This window comes from Nocardioides sp. NPDC059952, from assembly GCF_042730435.1.
Taxonomy (GTDB): Bacteria; Actinomycetota; Actinomycetes; order Propionibacteriales; family Nocardioidaceae; genus Nocardioides.
Map to the genome: position 1 here is coordinate 1 of NZ_JBHWLY010000108.1, position 14,880 is coordinate 14,880.

Here is a 14,880-nt window from a genome sequence, read left to right on the forward strand (position 1 = left end):
CGGGTGTGGCGCAGCGGATTCTTGCTGGGATCAGTGGGGCTTGTGGGGGTGGAGGGGTGGCCCTTCGGGCCACTTACCATCCACAGAAGCGAGGACGTTCGCTCAACGCGAAAACAGGGTTTGAACTGGGAAAATAGATGGTCACGAAGGTCGTTGAGGCGTAGAGTCAGACGCATCACAACACCTCGTGAAGGAAGGGCTGGCGATGAGTCTCGGGCGCGACATCGACCCCTGGGGCACCAACCCCGGCGACGCGATCGACGCCGCCCTCGAGGCCATCGAAACCGCCCTCCACGACCTCCTCGCGAGCGACCCGGCCTACTGGCGCACCAGCCAGAAGAAGGACCTGCTGGAACGGTTGGAGAAACTCCAGACCCAACAGGCCGCACTGAAGCTGCGGGTCCTCGCTACGTCCGGTGACATCGCCGAGGAGACCGGCGACAAGGACGCCTCCGCCTGGATGCGCGCCGAGCTCCTCCTCGACAAGGGTGTAGCCCGCTCCCAGATCAAGCTCGCCACCGGGGTGGCCAAGTACGACCTCGTCGCAGCCTGGCTGGCCGAAGGCGTGGTGTCCCTAGACAAGGCCCGCGTCATCACCCGGGCGTTGGACAAGGTCCATGCCGACCCTGTCGCGAATGCCGAAGACCTGGCCCTGGCCGAAAAGCTCCTGGTCGACTACGCGACCCAATTGACGGCGAACGAGCTCCGCATCGTCGGCCGGAAGATTCTGACCGAGGTCGACCCAGCCCGGTTCGAAGACGCCGAAGCCAAGGCGCTGCTCGCCGAGGAGGAACGCGCCCAGCAGAAGACCGCGCTGCGGGTCTGGGACAACCACGACGGCACTATCGGGTTCGACGGCGTGCTCCCGACCTCGATCGGGATGCGGTTCAAGCGGCTGGTCGAGGCCTACGCCCAACCCCGCAAACAGCAACTGGTTGCCAAAGGCAGCCCGTTGCCGCCGTGGGAGCGGTTGATGGGCCAAGGCTTCTCCCGCCTCCTGGAGACCATCGACCCCGCCGCCCTGCCCCGCCACGGCGGCGACGCGACCACGATCAACGTGGTCATCTCCCTCAACGAGCTCCGCAAGGACCTCGGCACCGCCACCCTGGGCTATGACGAGACCAACGGGGCCACGATCACCGCCGCCGAGGCCCGGCGGATGGCGTGCAACGCGACCATCATCCCCTGGGTGTTGGGCGGTGATGGTGAGGTCCTCGATGCCGGCCGGGCCAGCAGGTTCTTCCAGCCCATCCAACGCAAGGCACTCCGGCTCCAGCAGAAGTGCTGCCAAGCCGAGGGCTGTGACATGCCACCGGAATGGTGCGACGCCCACCACCTAGATCCGTGGGCTGCGGGAGGGAAGACCGACCTGAAGGACGGGGCCCTGCTCTGTCCACATCACCATCGTCTGGCGCACGCCCCGGCGTACGTCCATGAACGGTTGCCGGACGGCACCATCCGCTTCACCCGCCGCCCCTAGACGCGCGACGCTGTAACAGTCTGTGCCGAAAATGAGTATCGGCGCTCACGCCAGGTCTGACCATGCCGTCGAGACTGGGTGATGTGAGGACTTTGTGGGCCGTGATCGCCGTCGTGGTGCTGACTCTCGTCGCAGGTGTCGGAGCGCTCTGGGTGTGGGCTCAGGGGTCTCCGGCCGAGGCGCGGACCCATGCGCGCGCGGTGGCGATCTTCAACGCGATGGAGACCTATCCCGGCAAGACCGCCTACGACCAGGCGCGCGAAGGGGCGCGGCGTGGAGAGGTGGAGATCCTGGTGGCGACCGACAGGCCCGCGGATGGCCGCCGGATCGTGCTGGCGATCACGGCGCACCACGAGTGCCGTACGAATTGGGAGTGTGCGACCCGGATCTGGCCCGATTCCTCGAACACCTACTCCGCCACCCGTTGCTTCGAGTGGTCGCAGTCGCGCGAGTGGGGCACCGCCGAGGAGGTCGACTGTCCGAGGACACCGGAGATCGACACGACTCCCGCAGGGACCGTCGGGCTCCCGGACGATGCGGAGGCCCGCCTCGAGGCGGCCTTACGCGCGAACGACGCGGCCGCGAGCGTACGTGCCCTCACCGACCTCCCCGGGCTCGAGATGCGTGAGGAGGGCACGAGGATCTATGTCGCCTCCGGTGGGATCACCGGCTACTGGACGGGACGGATGGCGACCGATTGCCTGCTCGGGTGGAAGGTCGATGGCACGGTCGACGTCGTACGCCTCTCCTCAAGCCCCCACGAGGAGCCGCTGAGCTGTGGCTGGGAGGCCGCTCGGGCTCGGGCGGACGGGTGACACCCCGACCGGTTGGCTGCCCAGGGACACTGAAGGCATGCGACGGATCGGCGTGCTGGGCGGGATGAGCTGGGAGTCGACGGCGGAGTACTACCGCCTGCTCAACGAGATCACCGCGAAGCGGCTCGGCGGGCTGCACTCGGCGGATCTGCTCGTACGGTCGGTGGACTTCGCCGACATCGAGGAGATGCAGGTCGCCGGCGAGTGGGAGCGGGCCGGGGCGCGCCTCGCCGAGGAGGCGGCGACGCTCAGCGACGCCGGGGCGGAGGTGATCGTGCTGGCCACCAACACGATGCACAAGGTGGCCGGGGCGTTGGAGGAGACGTACGGGGAACGGTTCCTGCATCTCGGTGACACGACGGCGGCCGCGGTCAACGCGTCAGGAGTCGGACGGGTGGGGCTCCTCGGGACCGGCTTCACGATGTCGCAGCCGTTCTACGCCGACCGGCTGCGTGGCCACGGCCTGGAGGTCATCGTCCCCACCGAGCCGGACCAGGAGACCGTCCACCGGATCATCTACGAGGAGCTGTGCCTGGGGACGTTCCTGGACAGCTCCCGGCAGGCGTACGTCGAGGTCATCGATCGTCTCGTCGCCGGCGGCTGCGAGGGAGTCGTCCTGGGCTGCACCGAGATCGAGCTGCTGCTGCCGATCGAGACGTACGCAGGTGTGCCGCTGTTCCCGACGACCAGGCTGCACTGCGAGGCCGCGATCGAAGCGGCCCTCAGCGACTGACTGTGGCCCACTCCTCGGCGAGGATCGCGTAGGAGAGGCCGTCGAGCCAGCCGCGGGTGCGGTGCAGGGAGTCCTTGACGGTGTGCGACTCGCGCCGCATCCCGAGCCGCTCCATGAGCCGCCAGGAGGCCTCGTTGTCGGCGAAGCACTCCGCGACGATGCGGCGCAGCCCCAGCGGGCCGAAGCAGGCGTCCAGCACGGCGCGCACGGCCTCGGTGGCGTAGCCCTTGCCCTGGTGGGCTGGATCGATCGTCCAGCCGAGCTCGGCCTGGGTGCCGTTGGCCCGCTCACGCACCTCGGTCTGCGACCACGGGTCGGTGATCCGCAGCATGAGGTCGCCGACGATGATGCCGTCACGCTCGATCACGAGGGCGGGGCCGATCACGTCGGGACGCTCGAAGACCTTGCGGTAGGCCTCGAGGTCCGCGAACGCGGTCGTCACCCATTCGGCCACCTCGGGAAGCCCTCGGAAGGCCCAGGTCGGCTCGATGTCGGCGGGCACCATCCGGCGGATCACCAGGCGTTCGGTGTGCAGCGGCCACTCGGCCTTCACCAGCGGATCAGGTCGGGTGTCGATCATGCGCCCACCCTCGCACCAACCCGGTCCGGGATGCCACCGAGTTCTTCGGGGAGGCCGCCGGGGAGGCCGGAGTGGCGTACGACCAGGGAGGTGACCGCGCGGGTGAGGCAGACGTAGAGACGGCGGAGGCCGGTGTCGCGGTCGGGCTCGCCGTCGACGATCCCGACCGGGTCGGAGACGACGACGTGGTCGAACTCGAGCCCCTTCGCCAGCGAGGCGGGTACGAGATCGAGATGCGCGTCGAACTCGGTCTCCTCATCGGCCCTCACCCCGATCTCGGCGAAGGGGAGCCCGGCCTCGGTCAGCTCGGCACGCACCGCCGCCAGCGAGGCGTCGGGCACGATCAGCCCCACCGACCCGGGGCGCTCCAGGGCGGCCCCGAGCGCCTCCACGACCGATGAGCTGGTGAAGGTCAGGTCACCGCGCGTGCGGCGCACTGCGACCGGCGGCTCCAGGTCGGGGGCGATGTGGGGGAGCAGGCGGGTCGCGTAGGCGATCACGTCCGCCGGCACCCGGAACCCACGGGTGAGCTGCTCGACATGGCCGTCGGGCTTGCCGAGGTGCGCCAGGGCATCCGCCCACGACGCGGAGGCCCACGGCGTGGTCGCCTGGGCGAGGTCGCCGAGGATCGTCAGCGACCCCGTGGTCGAACGGCGGCCGAGCGCGCGCAGCATCATCGCGGAGAGGTCCTGGGCCTCGTCGGCGACGATGTGGGCCACCGACGGCGTGCGTTCGAGCAGGTCGGCGATCTCGTCGAGGAGCACCACGTCGGCCAGCGTCCAGCGGGCCGTGCCGGCCGAGCGCGGCGGCTTCTCCCAGAGCAGGCTCTCCTGCTCCGTCTCCGAGAGGAGCCCGTCGGCGACCTCCGCCAACCAGGCCGCGTCGGTGAACAGCCGGAACAGCACCTTCGCGGGCTTCAGGTCTGGCCAGAGCGCGGCGGCGTAGTCCTTGACCGGCTTGGCCCGCGCCACCGCGTCGTGCACCCGGTCGTCGGGGGAGTCGCCCGAGCGTTCCATCTGGACCAGCACGCGGTGGGCCAGAGCGCGCGGGAGCAGGGCCCGCGCCGCGGCGTACCTCAGATCGTTGGCGCGCAGCCCTTCCAGCGCCTCCTGTGCCTCTGAGGTCGGCACCCGCCAGCGCCGCGAGCCGCGCGGCACGACCAGGGCCTCCTCCGGCGATCCGACGTGGGACCAGACCGCCCGGCTGAGCAGCTCGGCCATGCGTACGTCGCCCTTCAGCGTCGCCACCGCGGCCGGCTCCTGCGCGCGGACGCCGCCGTGGCTCTGCCCGTTCTCGGCAACCAGCTGGTCGATCGTCGCCTGCTTGGCCTGGATCTCGCCGAGCGCGGGGAGCACGTCGCGGATGTAGCGCAGGAAGGAGGCGTTCGGACCGACGATCAGGACGCCTCGCCGGGTCAGCTGGTCGCGGTGCGCGTAGAGGAGGTACGCGGCCCGGTGCAGTCCCACGGCCGTCTTCCCCGTGCCCGGCGCACCCTGCACGACGATCGTCTGCGACAGGTCGGCGCGGACCAGGACGTCCTGCTCGGGCTGGATGGTGGCGACGATGTCGCGCATCGGCCCCACGCGCGGCCGCTCGATCTCGGTCTCCAGGATCGCCGAATGCTCCTGGCCAGCCCCCACTTCGGTCAGCGACTCGTCCTCGAACGCCGTCAGGTCCCCGTGGGAGAACCCGTAGCGCCGCCTCCGCGCGAGCCCCATCGGCTCGGTCCGCGACGCCCGGTAGAAGGGGACGCTGACCGGAGCCCGCCAGTCGACCACCATCGGGTCGCCCGCGCTGTCGGAGATGTGGCGCCGCCCGATGTGGAAGGACTCGCCTCCCACGGCAGTGGTCCGGTCGATCCGGCCGAAGAAGAGCGGTACGTCCGGGTCGTCGGCGAGCTGCTCCAGCCGGCGCGTGAGCGTGGCGTCGAGGATCTCGGCACTGACCCAGTTGCCGGCCGTGGAGGAGTCCAGCGACTCCACCTTCTTCCGCATCCGGGCCAGATCGTTCCGGGAGGCGGCCAGATGGGCGCGCTCCGCGCCGAGGTCGTCTACGGGCATGGCTGTTTCATCGCTTCTCCGTCAGCGGCAGGTTTCGATGGGGGCGCGGGGTCAAAGGCTCCAACATAGGCGACCACGGAGTGGGCGCCCAACTGGTTATCGCTGACGGCGTTGGGCATCAGGAGGCACAATTGGAGCGTGAGCCTGTTCGATCGCTTCCGACGCCGCGGGACGCGCATGAGCCGTCCGACGGGCGAGAGCTACACCGGATCCACACGTGTGCGCGCCGCGGACTCCGCCGGCCAACAGCATCTCGAGCAGTTCGTGAAGACCCGACGTGGGGTCGAGGGGTTCGTCGAGCCGCGCACCGTCGTCAGCGAGGTGACCCTGCTGCTGGTCGCGCACGACGGCGAGTGGACCCGGCGGCGCGTGCCCTCGGCGCAGTGGGCGCACAAGTTCGCCAACAAGCACCAGGTCCCGTCCTACGACGCCGCGGTGGTCGGCGTACCGCAGCGGATGCGCGACTACAACCGGCGCCAGAGGCAGCAGGGTTGATGCAGTACACCTTGATCTAGGCTTTGCCGACGTGGGTGAGGACCTGATGATCTCGGCGCGCGGGCTGCGCAAGTCCTTCGGCGACTTCGAGGCGGTACGCGGCATCGACGTGTCCGTGCGCCCCGGGGCGGCCTTCGGATTCCTGGGACCCAACGGCGCCGGCAAGTCCTCGACGATGCGGATGATCTGCTGTGTCTCGCCGCCCAGCGGGGGAGAGCTGCGGGTCTTCGGGATGGATCCGGCCAAGGACGGGCCGAAGATCAAGGCGCGGCTCGGGGTGTGCCCGCAGGAGGACACCCTCGACGTCGAGCTCAACGTCTACGACAACCTCTTCGTCTACGGGCGCTACTTCGGGCTGCCGAGGGCCGAGGTGAAGGGCCGGATCGAGGAACTGCTCGACTTCGTCCAGCTCACCGACAAGGCCAGGTCCAAGGTCGACGACCTCTCCGGCGGCATGAAGCGACGGCTGACGATCGCCCGGAGCCTGATCAACCGACCCGAGATCCTGGTGCTCGACGAGCCGACCACCGGCCTGGACCCCCAGGCCCGCCACGTCATCTGGGACCGGCTCTTCCGGCTCAAGCAGGCGGGCGTGACCCTGCTGCTGACCACCCACTACATGGACGAGGCCGAGCAGCTGTGCGACGAGCTCGTGGTCATGGACCAGGGCCGGATCGTCGCCCACGGGACGCCGCTGGGACTCATCCAGCAGCACTCCACGCGCGAGGTCGCCGAGCTGCGGTTCGGCGTCGGTGAGCACGAGGCGCTGGCGGCCAAGGTCGAGGACCTCGCCGAGCGGGTCGAGGTGCTGCCCGACCGGCTGCTGCTCTACAGCGACGACGGCGAGGCGGTCATCGAGGCCGTCCACAGCCGCGACCTGTCGCCGGTGGCCACCCTCGTTCGGCGCTCCTCGCTCGAGGACGTCTTCCTGCACCTGACCGGCCGGACCCTGGTGGACTGATGACCGACTACGCCGACTCGGCAGCGGCGACCCCACCGACGGCTCCCGCCGGGTTGGTCTCCGGCGCGCTGCGGATGGGGGACTACTGGCTCACCGTCCTGGCACGCACCTGGAAGGGCGGGGTGATCACGACCTTCGTGACGCCCTTCTTCTACGTGCTGGCGCTGGGCGTGCTGCTCGGGGAGTTCGTGGAGGCCGATCCGGCCACTCTCGAGGGTGCCGAGTCCTATCTGGCCTTCGTCGCGCCGGGCATGGTCGCTGCGCACGCGATGACGATCGCCTTCTCCGAGATGACCTATCCGGTCTACGGGATGGTCAAGTGGCAGCGGATCTACTTCTCGATGATCGCCTCGCCGCTCACCGCGTCCCACATCGTGCTGGCCCAGCTGGGCTTCCTGATGCTGCGTACGTTGTTCGCCTGCGGGGTCTTTCTGCTGGTCCTGGCGCCTTTCGGGGTCTTCGAGACGTGGTGGGGCGTGCTGACGGCGTGGTTGGTGCAGGGGCTGGTCGTGCTGGCCTTCGGGACGCCGGTGCTGCTGTTCTCGCTCTCGATCAAGGGCGAGGAGTCCTTCGCGCTGATCTTCCGGCTGGGGATGATCCCGCTGACGCTGTTCTCCGGCACGTTCTTCCCCGTCGCCAACCTCGGGCCGGTGCTGGAGAAGGTCGCGATGGCCTCGCCGCTGTGGCAGGGGGTCAACCTGACCCGGATGCTCGCGCTGGGCGAGATCGACTGGGCGCTGGCCGCGGTCCATGTCGGCTATCTCGGGCTGCTCGCGGGCGTGTGCTGGTGGCTCGCGGTGCGCAGGCTGGGCGAGAGGCTGGTCTCCTGAGATGGCGCTCTTCACCGCCGCCATGGGCGCCACCGTCGCCCGGCCGCTTCGGGGCGGCGAGGCCGCTCGGCTGCTGCTGTGGCGCAACATCCTGGTCTACCGGCGCGCCTGGCTGGTGTTCATCACCGGCTTCCTGGAACCGGTCTTCTACCTGTTCTCGATCGGCATCGGCGTGGGCGCGATGGTGGTCGGCTTCGAGTACGCCGGGAGGCCGGTCGACTATCGCGAGTTCGTCGCCCCCGGGATGATCGCGGCCTCGGCGATGAACGGGTCGCTGCTCGATGCGACGTTCAACTTCTTCTTCAAGCTGAAGTACAACAAGCTCTACGACCAGATGCTGGCCACCCCGCTGCGTACGGTCGACATCGCGGTCGGCGAGATCCTCTGGAATCAGCTGCGCAGCGGGATCTACGTCACCGCGTTCCTGCTGATCATGGTCGCGATGGACCTGGTCCACTCCTGGTGGGCGCTTCTGGTCGTCCCGGCGGCGCTGCTCATCGGGTCGGCCTTCGGGGCTGTCGGCATGGCACTGACGACCTACATGACCTCCTGGCAGGACTTCGAGAAGGTCACCCTCGCGATGATGCCGATGTTCCTGTTCAGCGCCACGTTCTTCCCCGTGACGGCCTATCCGGAGTGGCTGCGCTGGGTCGTGGAGGTCACGCCCCTCTACCGCGGCGTCGTGCTGTGCCGAGAGCTGACGCTCGGGGTCCCGTCGTGGGGCTCGCTGGTCTCGGTGGTCTACCTGCTGGCCTTCGGGGCGGTCGGTCTCGTGATCGTGCGGCGCAGGCTCGACGCGCTCCTGCTCACCTGAGCGGCGGCAACTCGCGTCTCACAGGCAGGATCTCGCTCGTGGCCGCCCGGGTTGGCCGTCAAGATGGAGGCATGACCTATGACGCGATCACGCCCGACACCAAGGACTGGACCTGGGTCCTCGACCGGCCCTGCCCGGAGTGTGGATTCGTCGCCGGTGCGGTGACCGCGGACCAGCTGCCCGAGATCGTGCGCGACAACGCGACCTACTGGGAGATCTACCTCGCCGCCGACAACGCGCGCGAGCGCCCCCGGCCGGGGGTGTGGTCGGCGCTGGAGTACGGGGCACACGTACGCGACGTCCACCGCATCTTCGCCGAACGGCTGCAGCAGATGCTGACCGAGGACGAGCCGCGGTTCGCCAACTGGGACCAGGACGTGACCGCCCGCGAGGAGGACTACGCCGGCCAGGACCCGGTCGTCGTCGCCGAGCAGCTGATGGACGCCGCCGACGAGATCGCCACGATCTACGAGAAGGTCCCGCCGGACGCGTGGGGCCGTCGCGGGACCCGGTCCAACGGCGACGTGTTCAGCGTCGAGTCGCTGGGCCGCTACCACCTCCACGACGTCGTCCACCACCTGTGGGACGTACGCTCGGCCGCCAAGCGGGCGACCGTCGCCGCCTACGACGCGGGCGTCGCGACGTACGTCCAGGGCAGCTCGTTCTCCGAGGAGAACCGCTCGGTCCTGGACAGGTTCCTGGCCGTGCTCGAGGACGGCGACCACGTGCTCGAGATCGGCACCGGGCCGGGCCACGACGCGAAGGCCCTCGAAGCCGGGGGAGTGCGGGTGCGGCGCACCGACATCAGCGAGGGGTTCGTGGCGCACCTGCGCAAGCAGGGGTACGCCGCTGCCTGCCTGGACCCGCTGGTCGACGACCTGCGCGACCCGGTCCACCCCGACGTCCCCTATGCCGCGGTCTGGGCCTCGGCGACGCTGCTGCACGTGGCCCGCGACGACCTCGGGACGGTGCTCGCCCGGCTCGCCGAGGTGACCCGTCCCGGCGGTGTGCTGCACGTGTCGATGAAGGAGGGCGACGGCGAGGAGTGGACCGAGCGCGGTCACATCGAGGCTCCCCGGCTCTTCGTCTACTGGCGCGAGGCCGCGCTCCGGGAGGCGCTGGCCGAGGCCGGCTGGGAGGTGCTCGAGGTCGGGCACGCCGACGGACGCCTCGGCGACGTCTGGCTCGACGTCCTCGCCCGCCGGCCCGACCGAGCCTGAGTAGCATTCGGGGCGATGAGACACACGGAGTTCTGGTCCCGGATGGACGATGCGCTCGGCGCGGGCTACGCGCGAGCGTGGGCACGCCAGTTCGTCATGGGCGACCTGAGCGGGCGCACCGCCCAGGAGGCCCTCGACGACGGCGTCCCGCCCAAGGAGGTCTGGGCCGCGGTCTGGAAGGCCCTGGAGCTGCCGGCGCGTGAGCGGTGACGCTGGTCGCTCCGGCCACGGTGGCCGCGGTCCAGAAGCGCACCATCCTCACCCTGGTCGCCACCCAGGCGGTCGGCGCGATGGGCATCACGATCGGCATCGCGACCGCCTCCCTGTTGGCGCGCGACCTGTCCGGCTCGGAGTCGATGGCCGGCCTCTCCCAGACGACGCAGGTGCTCGGCGCCGCCGTCGCTGCCTACGTCCTGGGGCGGGTGATGGACGCGCGCGGGCGCCGGTTCGGGCTGCTGGCGGGCTACCTGCTCGGGGCGGCCGGTGGGCTGCTGGCGGTGCTGGCCGGCGTGGTCGGCTCGATGACCTTGTTGCTGGTCGGAGCGGTGCTGCTGGGCGCGACCACCGCGGCGAACAACGGCGCGCGCTACGCCGCCACTGACCTGGCACCTGCCAGGAGCCGTGCGCGGGCGCTGTCGGTCGTGGTCTGGGCGACCACGTTCGGCGCGGTGATCGGCCCCAACCTGACCGGCGTCGCCGAGATCTTCTCTGACGCCGTCGGGATCCCGGCCCTCACCGGGCCGTTCGCGATCGGGTCGATGGGGATGCTGGCCGCCGCGCTGGTGGTCGGGGTCTTCCTGCGACCCGACCCGCTGCTGGTCGCCCGGGAGGGCGCGCCGGCCACGGAGCCCTCACCGGTGGTCGAGCCTGTCGAGACCACCAGCTGGCGCCGCGCGATCGCCGTCATCCGGGAGCGGCCCGCGCTCGCGGCGGCGGTCGTCGGGCAGGCCGCGGCACACGCCACGATGGTGGCGGTGATGGTGATGACCCCGCTCCACATGGAGCATGGCGGCGCCGGCCTGGAGATCATCGGACTGGTGATCAGCGGGCACGTCCTGGGCATGTTCGCCTTCGCGCCCATCGCCGGCTGGCTGGCCGACCGCGTCGGCCGGGCCGACGTGATGGCGCTGGGCGGCGGGGTGCTCCTGGTGTCCCTGGTCCTGTGCGCCGCGGCACCGCAGGGCAGTTCGGCGCGGATCTTCGTCGGGCTCTTCCTGCTCGGTCTCGGCTGGTCGCTGGCCACGATCGCGGCGGCCACCTCGGTCGCCGACAACACCCCTCTCGAGGTGCGCGCCGACGTCCAGGGCACCGCCGACCTGATCATGGGCGTCGCCGCTGCCGCCGCCGGGGCGGTGTCGGGCGTCGTCGTCGACCTGGCCGGATATCCGGCACTCGCGCTCGGCACGATCCTGCTGGTCGGGGTGCTGTTCGGGGCTGCGTACGTGGCTCGTCGGGCGGCCTGAGGAGTTCTCCTCGGCTGAGGTACGACGGGACGTTCTGGTCGGTCTACCGTCTGGTAGCCGACAAGAACGTCCCGTCGTATGTCGACGGTCAGCCGAGGAGCTTCTCCATCGTGTCGATCTCGGTCGACTGCGACTCGATGATCGTCCCGGCCAGGTCGACGGCGGGCTTGAACCGGCCCTCGGCCTGCTCGGTCTCGGACATCTCGACCGCACCCTCGTGGTGCTCGACCATCATCTCGAGCCACATGTCGCCGAACTCGGCGTCGGAGGCGTTCTCCAGGGCATCCATGTCGTCGGCCGACATCATCCCGGGCATGTCGTCGGCCATGCCCTCCATGGAGTCGGACATGCTGCTGTCGTCGTCGCCATGGCCCTCGTGGCCGCCGTTGACGTGGTCGCGCATCGTGGCGGGCACCTCCTCGCCCCACTCGCGGAGCCAGCTGGACATGGTCTCGATCTCGGGGCCCTGAGCGGCGCGGATCGCCTCGGCCAGCTTCTCGACCTCCGGGTCGAGCTTGCGGTCCATGGTCAGGTCGACCATCGAGATCGCCTGGGCGTGGTGCTGGATCATCTCGGTGGCGAAGGCCACGTCGGCCTTGTTGTGCTCGGTCTCCGAGAGCTGCTGAGGCTGGGTGGCCTCCTCGCTGCCGCCACAGGCGGACAGCGTCAGCAGCATGGCCAAGCCGGCTGCCGCCCAGGTCGTGCGGATGAGGGGTCGTTGCGTACGCATCTGTTGTTTCTCCTTGTCAAGTGCTGTTTTCGGGGTCCTCGGAGGGACCGCTCAGCACCTGATGACGGAGAAGGCCCACTCCGGTGGCGGGCCGGTCGCGGGATGCGCGAGGAAGGGTGTGGACCCGGCGGTCCGGGACCGGAGGTGGGTGTGGGCGAACCACCAGGCAGGAGTACGCCGCCACAGCCCGCTGAGGAGCAGCGCGCCGGCAGCGAGCAGGAACGCCGCGCACAGCATCATCGCGGTATGTCCGACCCCGCCCTCGTTACCGGTGTGGTCGGCGGCACCGGCGGCCGCGTGGTCGAGAGCGTGGGTGTGCTCCACGTGTGCGGCGGGCAGGCTCAAGGTGCCGTGCTCGCCGTCCGAGCCGGTGCCGTGCAGGCTCAGCGCGTGCATGGCCAGCAGGCCGGCGACCGTGACCACGACCGCCGCCAGCAGACCGGCGCGCGCAACCACCCGGGTCGCCCGCTGCCGTCCTCGCACTGCCGTCAACACACCGCACACCTTAGGGAGTCGTCCGCGGTTGGACAAAGCCGGCTCCCGAGGGGATAGCCCTTGCGAGGGCATACCCCCATGGGGTATGAATTGAGGCGTAGGAACACCGAACGATCGAGCAAGGGAGCGACATGACGTCGCATGACGAGCACCTGCACGCCGGGCACGACCACGCCGGACATCAGCACGCGATGCACGGGGGTCACGGCGACCACTCCGCGCACGGAGGCGGATCCGGGGTGAACGCGATGGCGGCCAGCGCCACGCTGCACTGCCTCACCGGGTGCGCGATCGGCGAGATCGCCGGACTGATGATCGGCACCGCGATCGGGCTCAGCACTGGATGGACGATCGCCCTGGCCGTCACGCTCGCGTTCGTCTTCGGCTACGCCCTCTCGACGCTGCCGCTGCTCAAGTCGGGCCTGGCCGTCGGTGCGGCGCTCAGCGTCGTGCTGGCCGCCGACACCCTCTCGATCGCCACGATGGAGCTGGTCGACAACCTGGTCATGGCGCTCATCCCCGGCGCCATGGAGGCCGGGCTCGTCAACGTCGTGTTCTGGATCGGGATGATGATCGCTCTCGCCGTCGCCTTCGTTGCCGCCTTCCCGGTCAACCGCTACCTGCTCCAGCGGGGCAAGGGGCACGCCCTGACGCACGAATATCACGGTGCGGAGCCTGTTCAGGAGGGCGTACGCCGCTTCATTCCGTCCTTCTCCAGCGGTGCTCTGGCGGCGGTGATCATCGCTTTCATGCTCGGTGGTCTCTCGGTCGCCGTCGCCGACGAGATGGGTGGCGGCTCGGCTCCCGCCGAGGAGGTCGAGATGCAGGGCCACTGAGGCTCCGATGACCTCGACACGCCCGAACAGGTGTTCACATCGAACGCTTGTTCGGGCTAGTGTGTGGTAGTAGGTGGAGCGTGGTTCGTGCTATCGCCCAGGCAAAAACCGGGTCGTGAAACACCGTGCCAGAGGGTCCCGTTCAAAACTGTCGGTGGTCCCGTCTAGCGTCTGCCTTGATGACGACGAAGACACGTGGACAAGCGGCAGGCAAGGGGAAGAAGTCTGCCCCTCAGGAAGGAAAGAACATGGCGGCAGGTGATCGCGAGAAGGCATTGGACGCCGCTCTCGCCAACATCGAGAGGCAGTTCGGCAAGGGCTCGGTCATGCGGCTGGGCGATGAGACCCGGGCTCCGCTGGAGGTGATCCCGACCGGCTCGATCGCGCTCGACGTGGCGCTGGGTCTGGGCGGTCTGCCCCGCGGGCGGGTCGTGGAGATCTACGGTCCGGAGTCCTCGGGTAAGACGACGGTGGCGCTCCACTCGGTCGCCAGCGCTCAGCGCGCCGGCGGCATCGTGGCCTTCATCGACGCCGAGCACGCGCTCGACCCGGAATACGCGAAGAACCTCGGCGTCGACACCGACGCTCTGCTGGTCTCCCAGCCCGACTCGGGTGAGCAGGCCCTGGAGATCGCCGACATGCTGATCCGCTCGGGTGCGCTCGACCTGATCGTCATCGACTCCGTCGCGGCGCTGGTGCCGCGGGCCGAGATCGAGGGCGAGATGGGCGACAGCCACGTCGGTCTGCAGGCTCGACTGATGAGCCAGGCGCTGCGGAAGATGACCGGTGCGCTCAACAACTCCGGCACGACCGCGATCTTCATCAACCAGCTGCGCGAGAAGATCGGCGTGATGTTCGGCTCGCCCGAGACCACGACCGGTGGTCGCGCGCTGAAGTTCTACTCCTCGGTGCGACTCGACGTGCGCCGGATCGAGACGCTCAAGGACGGCACCGACATGGTCGGCAACCGCACCCGCGTCAAGGTCGTGAAGAACAAGGTGGCCCCGCCGTTCAAGCAGGCGGAGTTCGACATCATGTACGGGAAGGGCATCTCCCGCGAGGGCGGCCTGATCGACGTCGGTGTCGAGGCTGGCCTGGTCCGCAAGGCCGGTGCTTGGTACACCTACGAGGGTGACCAGCTCGGCCAGGGCAAGGAGAACTCGCGCAACTTCCTCAAGGACAACCCCGACCTGGCCAACGAGCTGGAGAAGCGGATCCTGGAGAAGCTCGGTGTCGTGCCGACGGTCGACGCTCCGGCTGACGGCGAGGCGCCCGCGGCCGAGCCCGTCGGCGTCGAGGACTTCTAGGTCCGTCTGACTCGTGGCTTCGTCGAAGCGTGACCGCTCGTCCACCCAGGATCCCTGGGTC

General features: G+C 69.5%; 16 protein-coding genes. 12 read left to right on the forward strand and 4 right to left on the reverse strand.

Annotated features, from left to right (window positions below; genetic code table 11):
* The first annotated feature begins 205 nt into the window (after positions 1–205).
* The 3 genes from ACFV9G_RS28315 (at position 206) to ACFV9G_RS28325 (ending at position 3,028) form a co-directional block, all read left to right on the forward strand.
* Complete coding sequence (locus ACFV9G_RS28315; RefSeq protein WP_378732521.1) at positions 206–1,480, forward strand: DUF222 domain-containing protein; 1,275 nt, start codon at positions 206–208, stop codon at positions 1,478–1,480.
* Between the two features lie 83 nt (positions 1,481–1,563).
* Positions 1,564–2,295 (forward strand): hypothetical protein, encoded by a 732-nt coding sequence (locus tag ACFV9G_RS28320; RefSeq protein ID WP_378732523.1) that lies wholly within the window; start codon positions 1,564–1,566, stop codon positions 2,293–2,295.
* A 37-nt stretch (positions 2,296–2,332) separates the two neighbouring features.
* Positions 2,333–3,028: an aspartate/glutamate racemase family protein gene (locus ACFV9G_RS28325; protein ID WP_378732525.1), complete on the forward strand. Its 696-nt coding sequence runs from the start codon at positions 2,333–2,335 to the stop codon at positions 3,026–3,028.
* Here the strand turns inward: ACFV9G_RS28325 and ACFV9G_RS28330 are convergent.
* Both ACFV9G_RS28330 and ACFV9G_RS28335 read right to left on the reverse strand, forming a co-directional pair.
* Positions 3,018–3,608, reverse strand: coding sequence for a GNAT family N-acetyltransferase (locus ACFV9G_RS28330; protein ID WP_378732527.1), 591 nt, complete (start codon positions 3,606–3,608; stop codon positions 3,018–3,020). The two genes, ACFV9G_RS28325 and ACFV9G_RS28330, sit on opposite strands and share 11 nt — an antisense overlap.
* On the reverse strand, positions 3,605–5,668 hold the full coding sequence (locus ACFV9G_RS28335) for a HelD family protein (protein ID WP_378732529.1): 2,064 nt from the start codon (positions 5,666–5,668) through the stop codon (positions 3,605–3,607). Before ACFV9G_RS28335 ends, ACFV9G_RS28330 begins: the two co-directional genes overlap by 4 nt.
* 138 nt (positions 5,669–5,806) lie before the next feature.
* Here ACFV9G_RS28335 and ACFV9G_RS28340 point away from each other — a divergent pair, with 138 nt between their 5' ends.
* The 7 genes from ACFV9G_RS28340 to ACFV9G_RS28370 all read left to right on the forward strand — a co-directional run bounded on the left by ACFV9G_RS28340 (position 5,807) and on the right by ACFV9G_RS28370 (position 11,451).
* The gene (locus ACFV9G_RS28340) at positions 5,807–6,163 is read left to right on the forward strand and encodes a hypothetical protein (RefSeq protein ID WP_378732531.1); all 357 of its coding nucleotides are present in this window, start codon (positions 5,807–5,809) and stop codon (positions 6,161–6,163) included.
* Positions 6,164–6,209: 46 nt separating this feature from the next.
* On the forward strand, positions 6,210–7,124 hold the full coding sequence (locus ACFV9G_RS28345) for an ABC transporter ATP-binding protein (protein ID WP_378732550.1): 915 nt from the start codon (positions 6,210–6,212) through the stop codon (positions 7,122–7,124).
* The gene (locus ACFV9G_RS28350; RefSeq protein WP_378732532.1) at positions 7,124–7,954 is read left to right on the forward strand and encodes an ABC transporter permease; all 831 of its coding nucleotides are present in this window, start codon (positions 7,124–7,126) and stop codon (positions 7,952–7,954) included. The genes ACFV9G_RS28345 and ACFV9G_RS28350 overlap by 1 nt, the downstream gene beginning before the upstream one ends.
* A gap of 1 nt (position 7,955) precedes the next feature.
* Entirely contained in the window at positions 7,956–8,768 is an 813-nt protein-coding gene (locus ACFV9G_RS28355) for an ABC transporter permease (RefSeq protein WP_378732534.1), read from the forward strand.
* 71 nt (positions 8,769–8,839) lie between these two features.
* Positions 8,840–9,988, forward strand: a complete 1,149-nt coding sequence (locus ACFV9G_RS28360) for a methyltransferase domain-containing protein (protein WP_378732536.1) — start codon at positions 8,840–8,842, stop codon at positions 9,986–9,988.
* Between the two features lie 15 nt (positions 9,989–10,003).
* The gene (locus ACFV9G_RS28365; RefSeq protein WP_378732538.1) at positions 10,004–10,198 is read left to right on the forward strand and encodes a DUF3046 domain-containing protein; all 195 of its coding nucleotides are present in this window, start codon (positions 10,004–10,006) and stop codon (positions 10,196–10,198) included.
* Positions 10,195–11,451 carry an MFS transporter gene (locus ACFV9G_RS28370; RefSeq protein WP_378732540.1) on the forward strand — a complete coding sequence of 419 codons (1,257 nt, stop codon included), beginning with the start codon at positions 10,195–10,197 and terminating at the stop codon, positions 11,449–11,451. The genes ACFV9G_RS28365 and ACFV9G_RS28370 overlap by 4 nt, the downstream gene beginning before the upstream one ends.
* Positions 11,452–11,539: 88 nt before the next feature.
* Here the strand turns inward: ACFV9G_RS28370 and ACFV9G_RS28375 are convergent, their stop codons facing one another.
* Together ACFV9G_RS28375 and ACFV9G_RS28380 are read right to left on the reverse strand one after the other, a co-directional pair.
* Positions 11,540–12,181 (reverse strand): DUF305 domain-containing protein, encoded by a 642-nt coding sequence (locus ACFV9G_RS28375; protein ID WP_378732542.1) that lies wholly within the window; start codon positions 12,179–12,181, stop codon positions 11,540–11,542.
* A gap of 51 nt (positions 12,182–12,232) precedes the next feature.
* Complete coding sequence (locus tag ACFV9G_RS28380; protein ID WP_378732544.1) at positions 12,233–12,676, reverse strand: hypothetical protein; 444 nt, start codon at positions 12,674–12,676, stop codon at positions 12,233–12,235.
* A 131-nt stretch (positions 12,677–12,807) separates the two neighbouring features.
* Between ACFV9G_RS28380 and ACFV9G_RS28385 the strand changes: the two genes are divergently transcribed.
* Complete coding sequence (locus tag ACFV9G_RS28385) at positions 12,808–13,512, forward strand: DUF4396 domain-containing protein (protein ID WP_378732546.1); 705 nt, start codon at positions 12,808–12,810, stop codon at positions 13,510–13,512.
* Between the two features lie 248 nt (positions 13,513–13,760).
* On the forward strand, positions 13,761–14,819 hold the full coding sequence (recA, locus tag ACFV9G_RS28390; RefSeq protein ID WP_378732548.1) for a recombinase RecA: 1,059 nt from the start codon (positions 13,761–13,763) through the stop codon (positions 14,817–14,819).
* Positions 14,820–14,880: the final 61 nt, after the last annotated feature.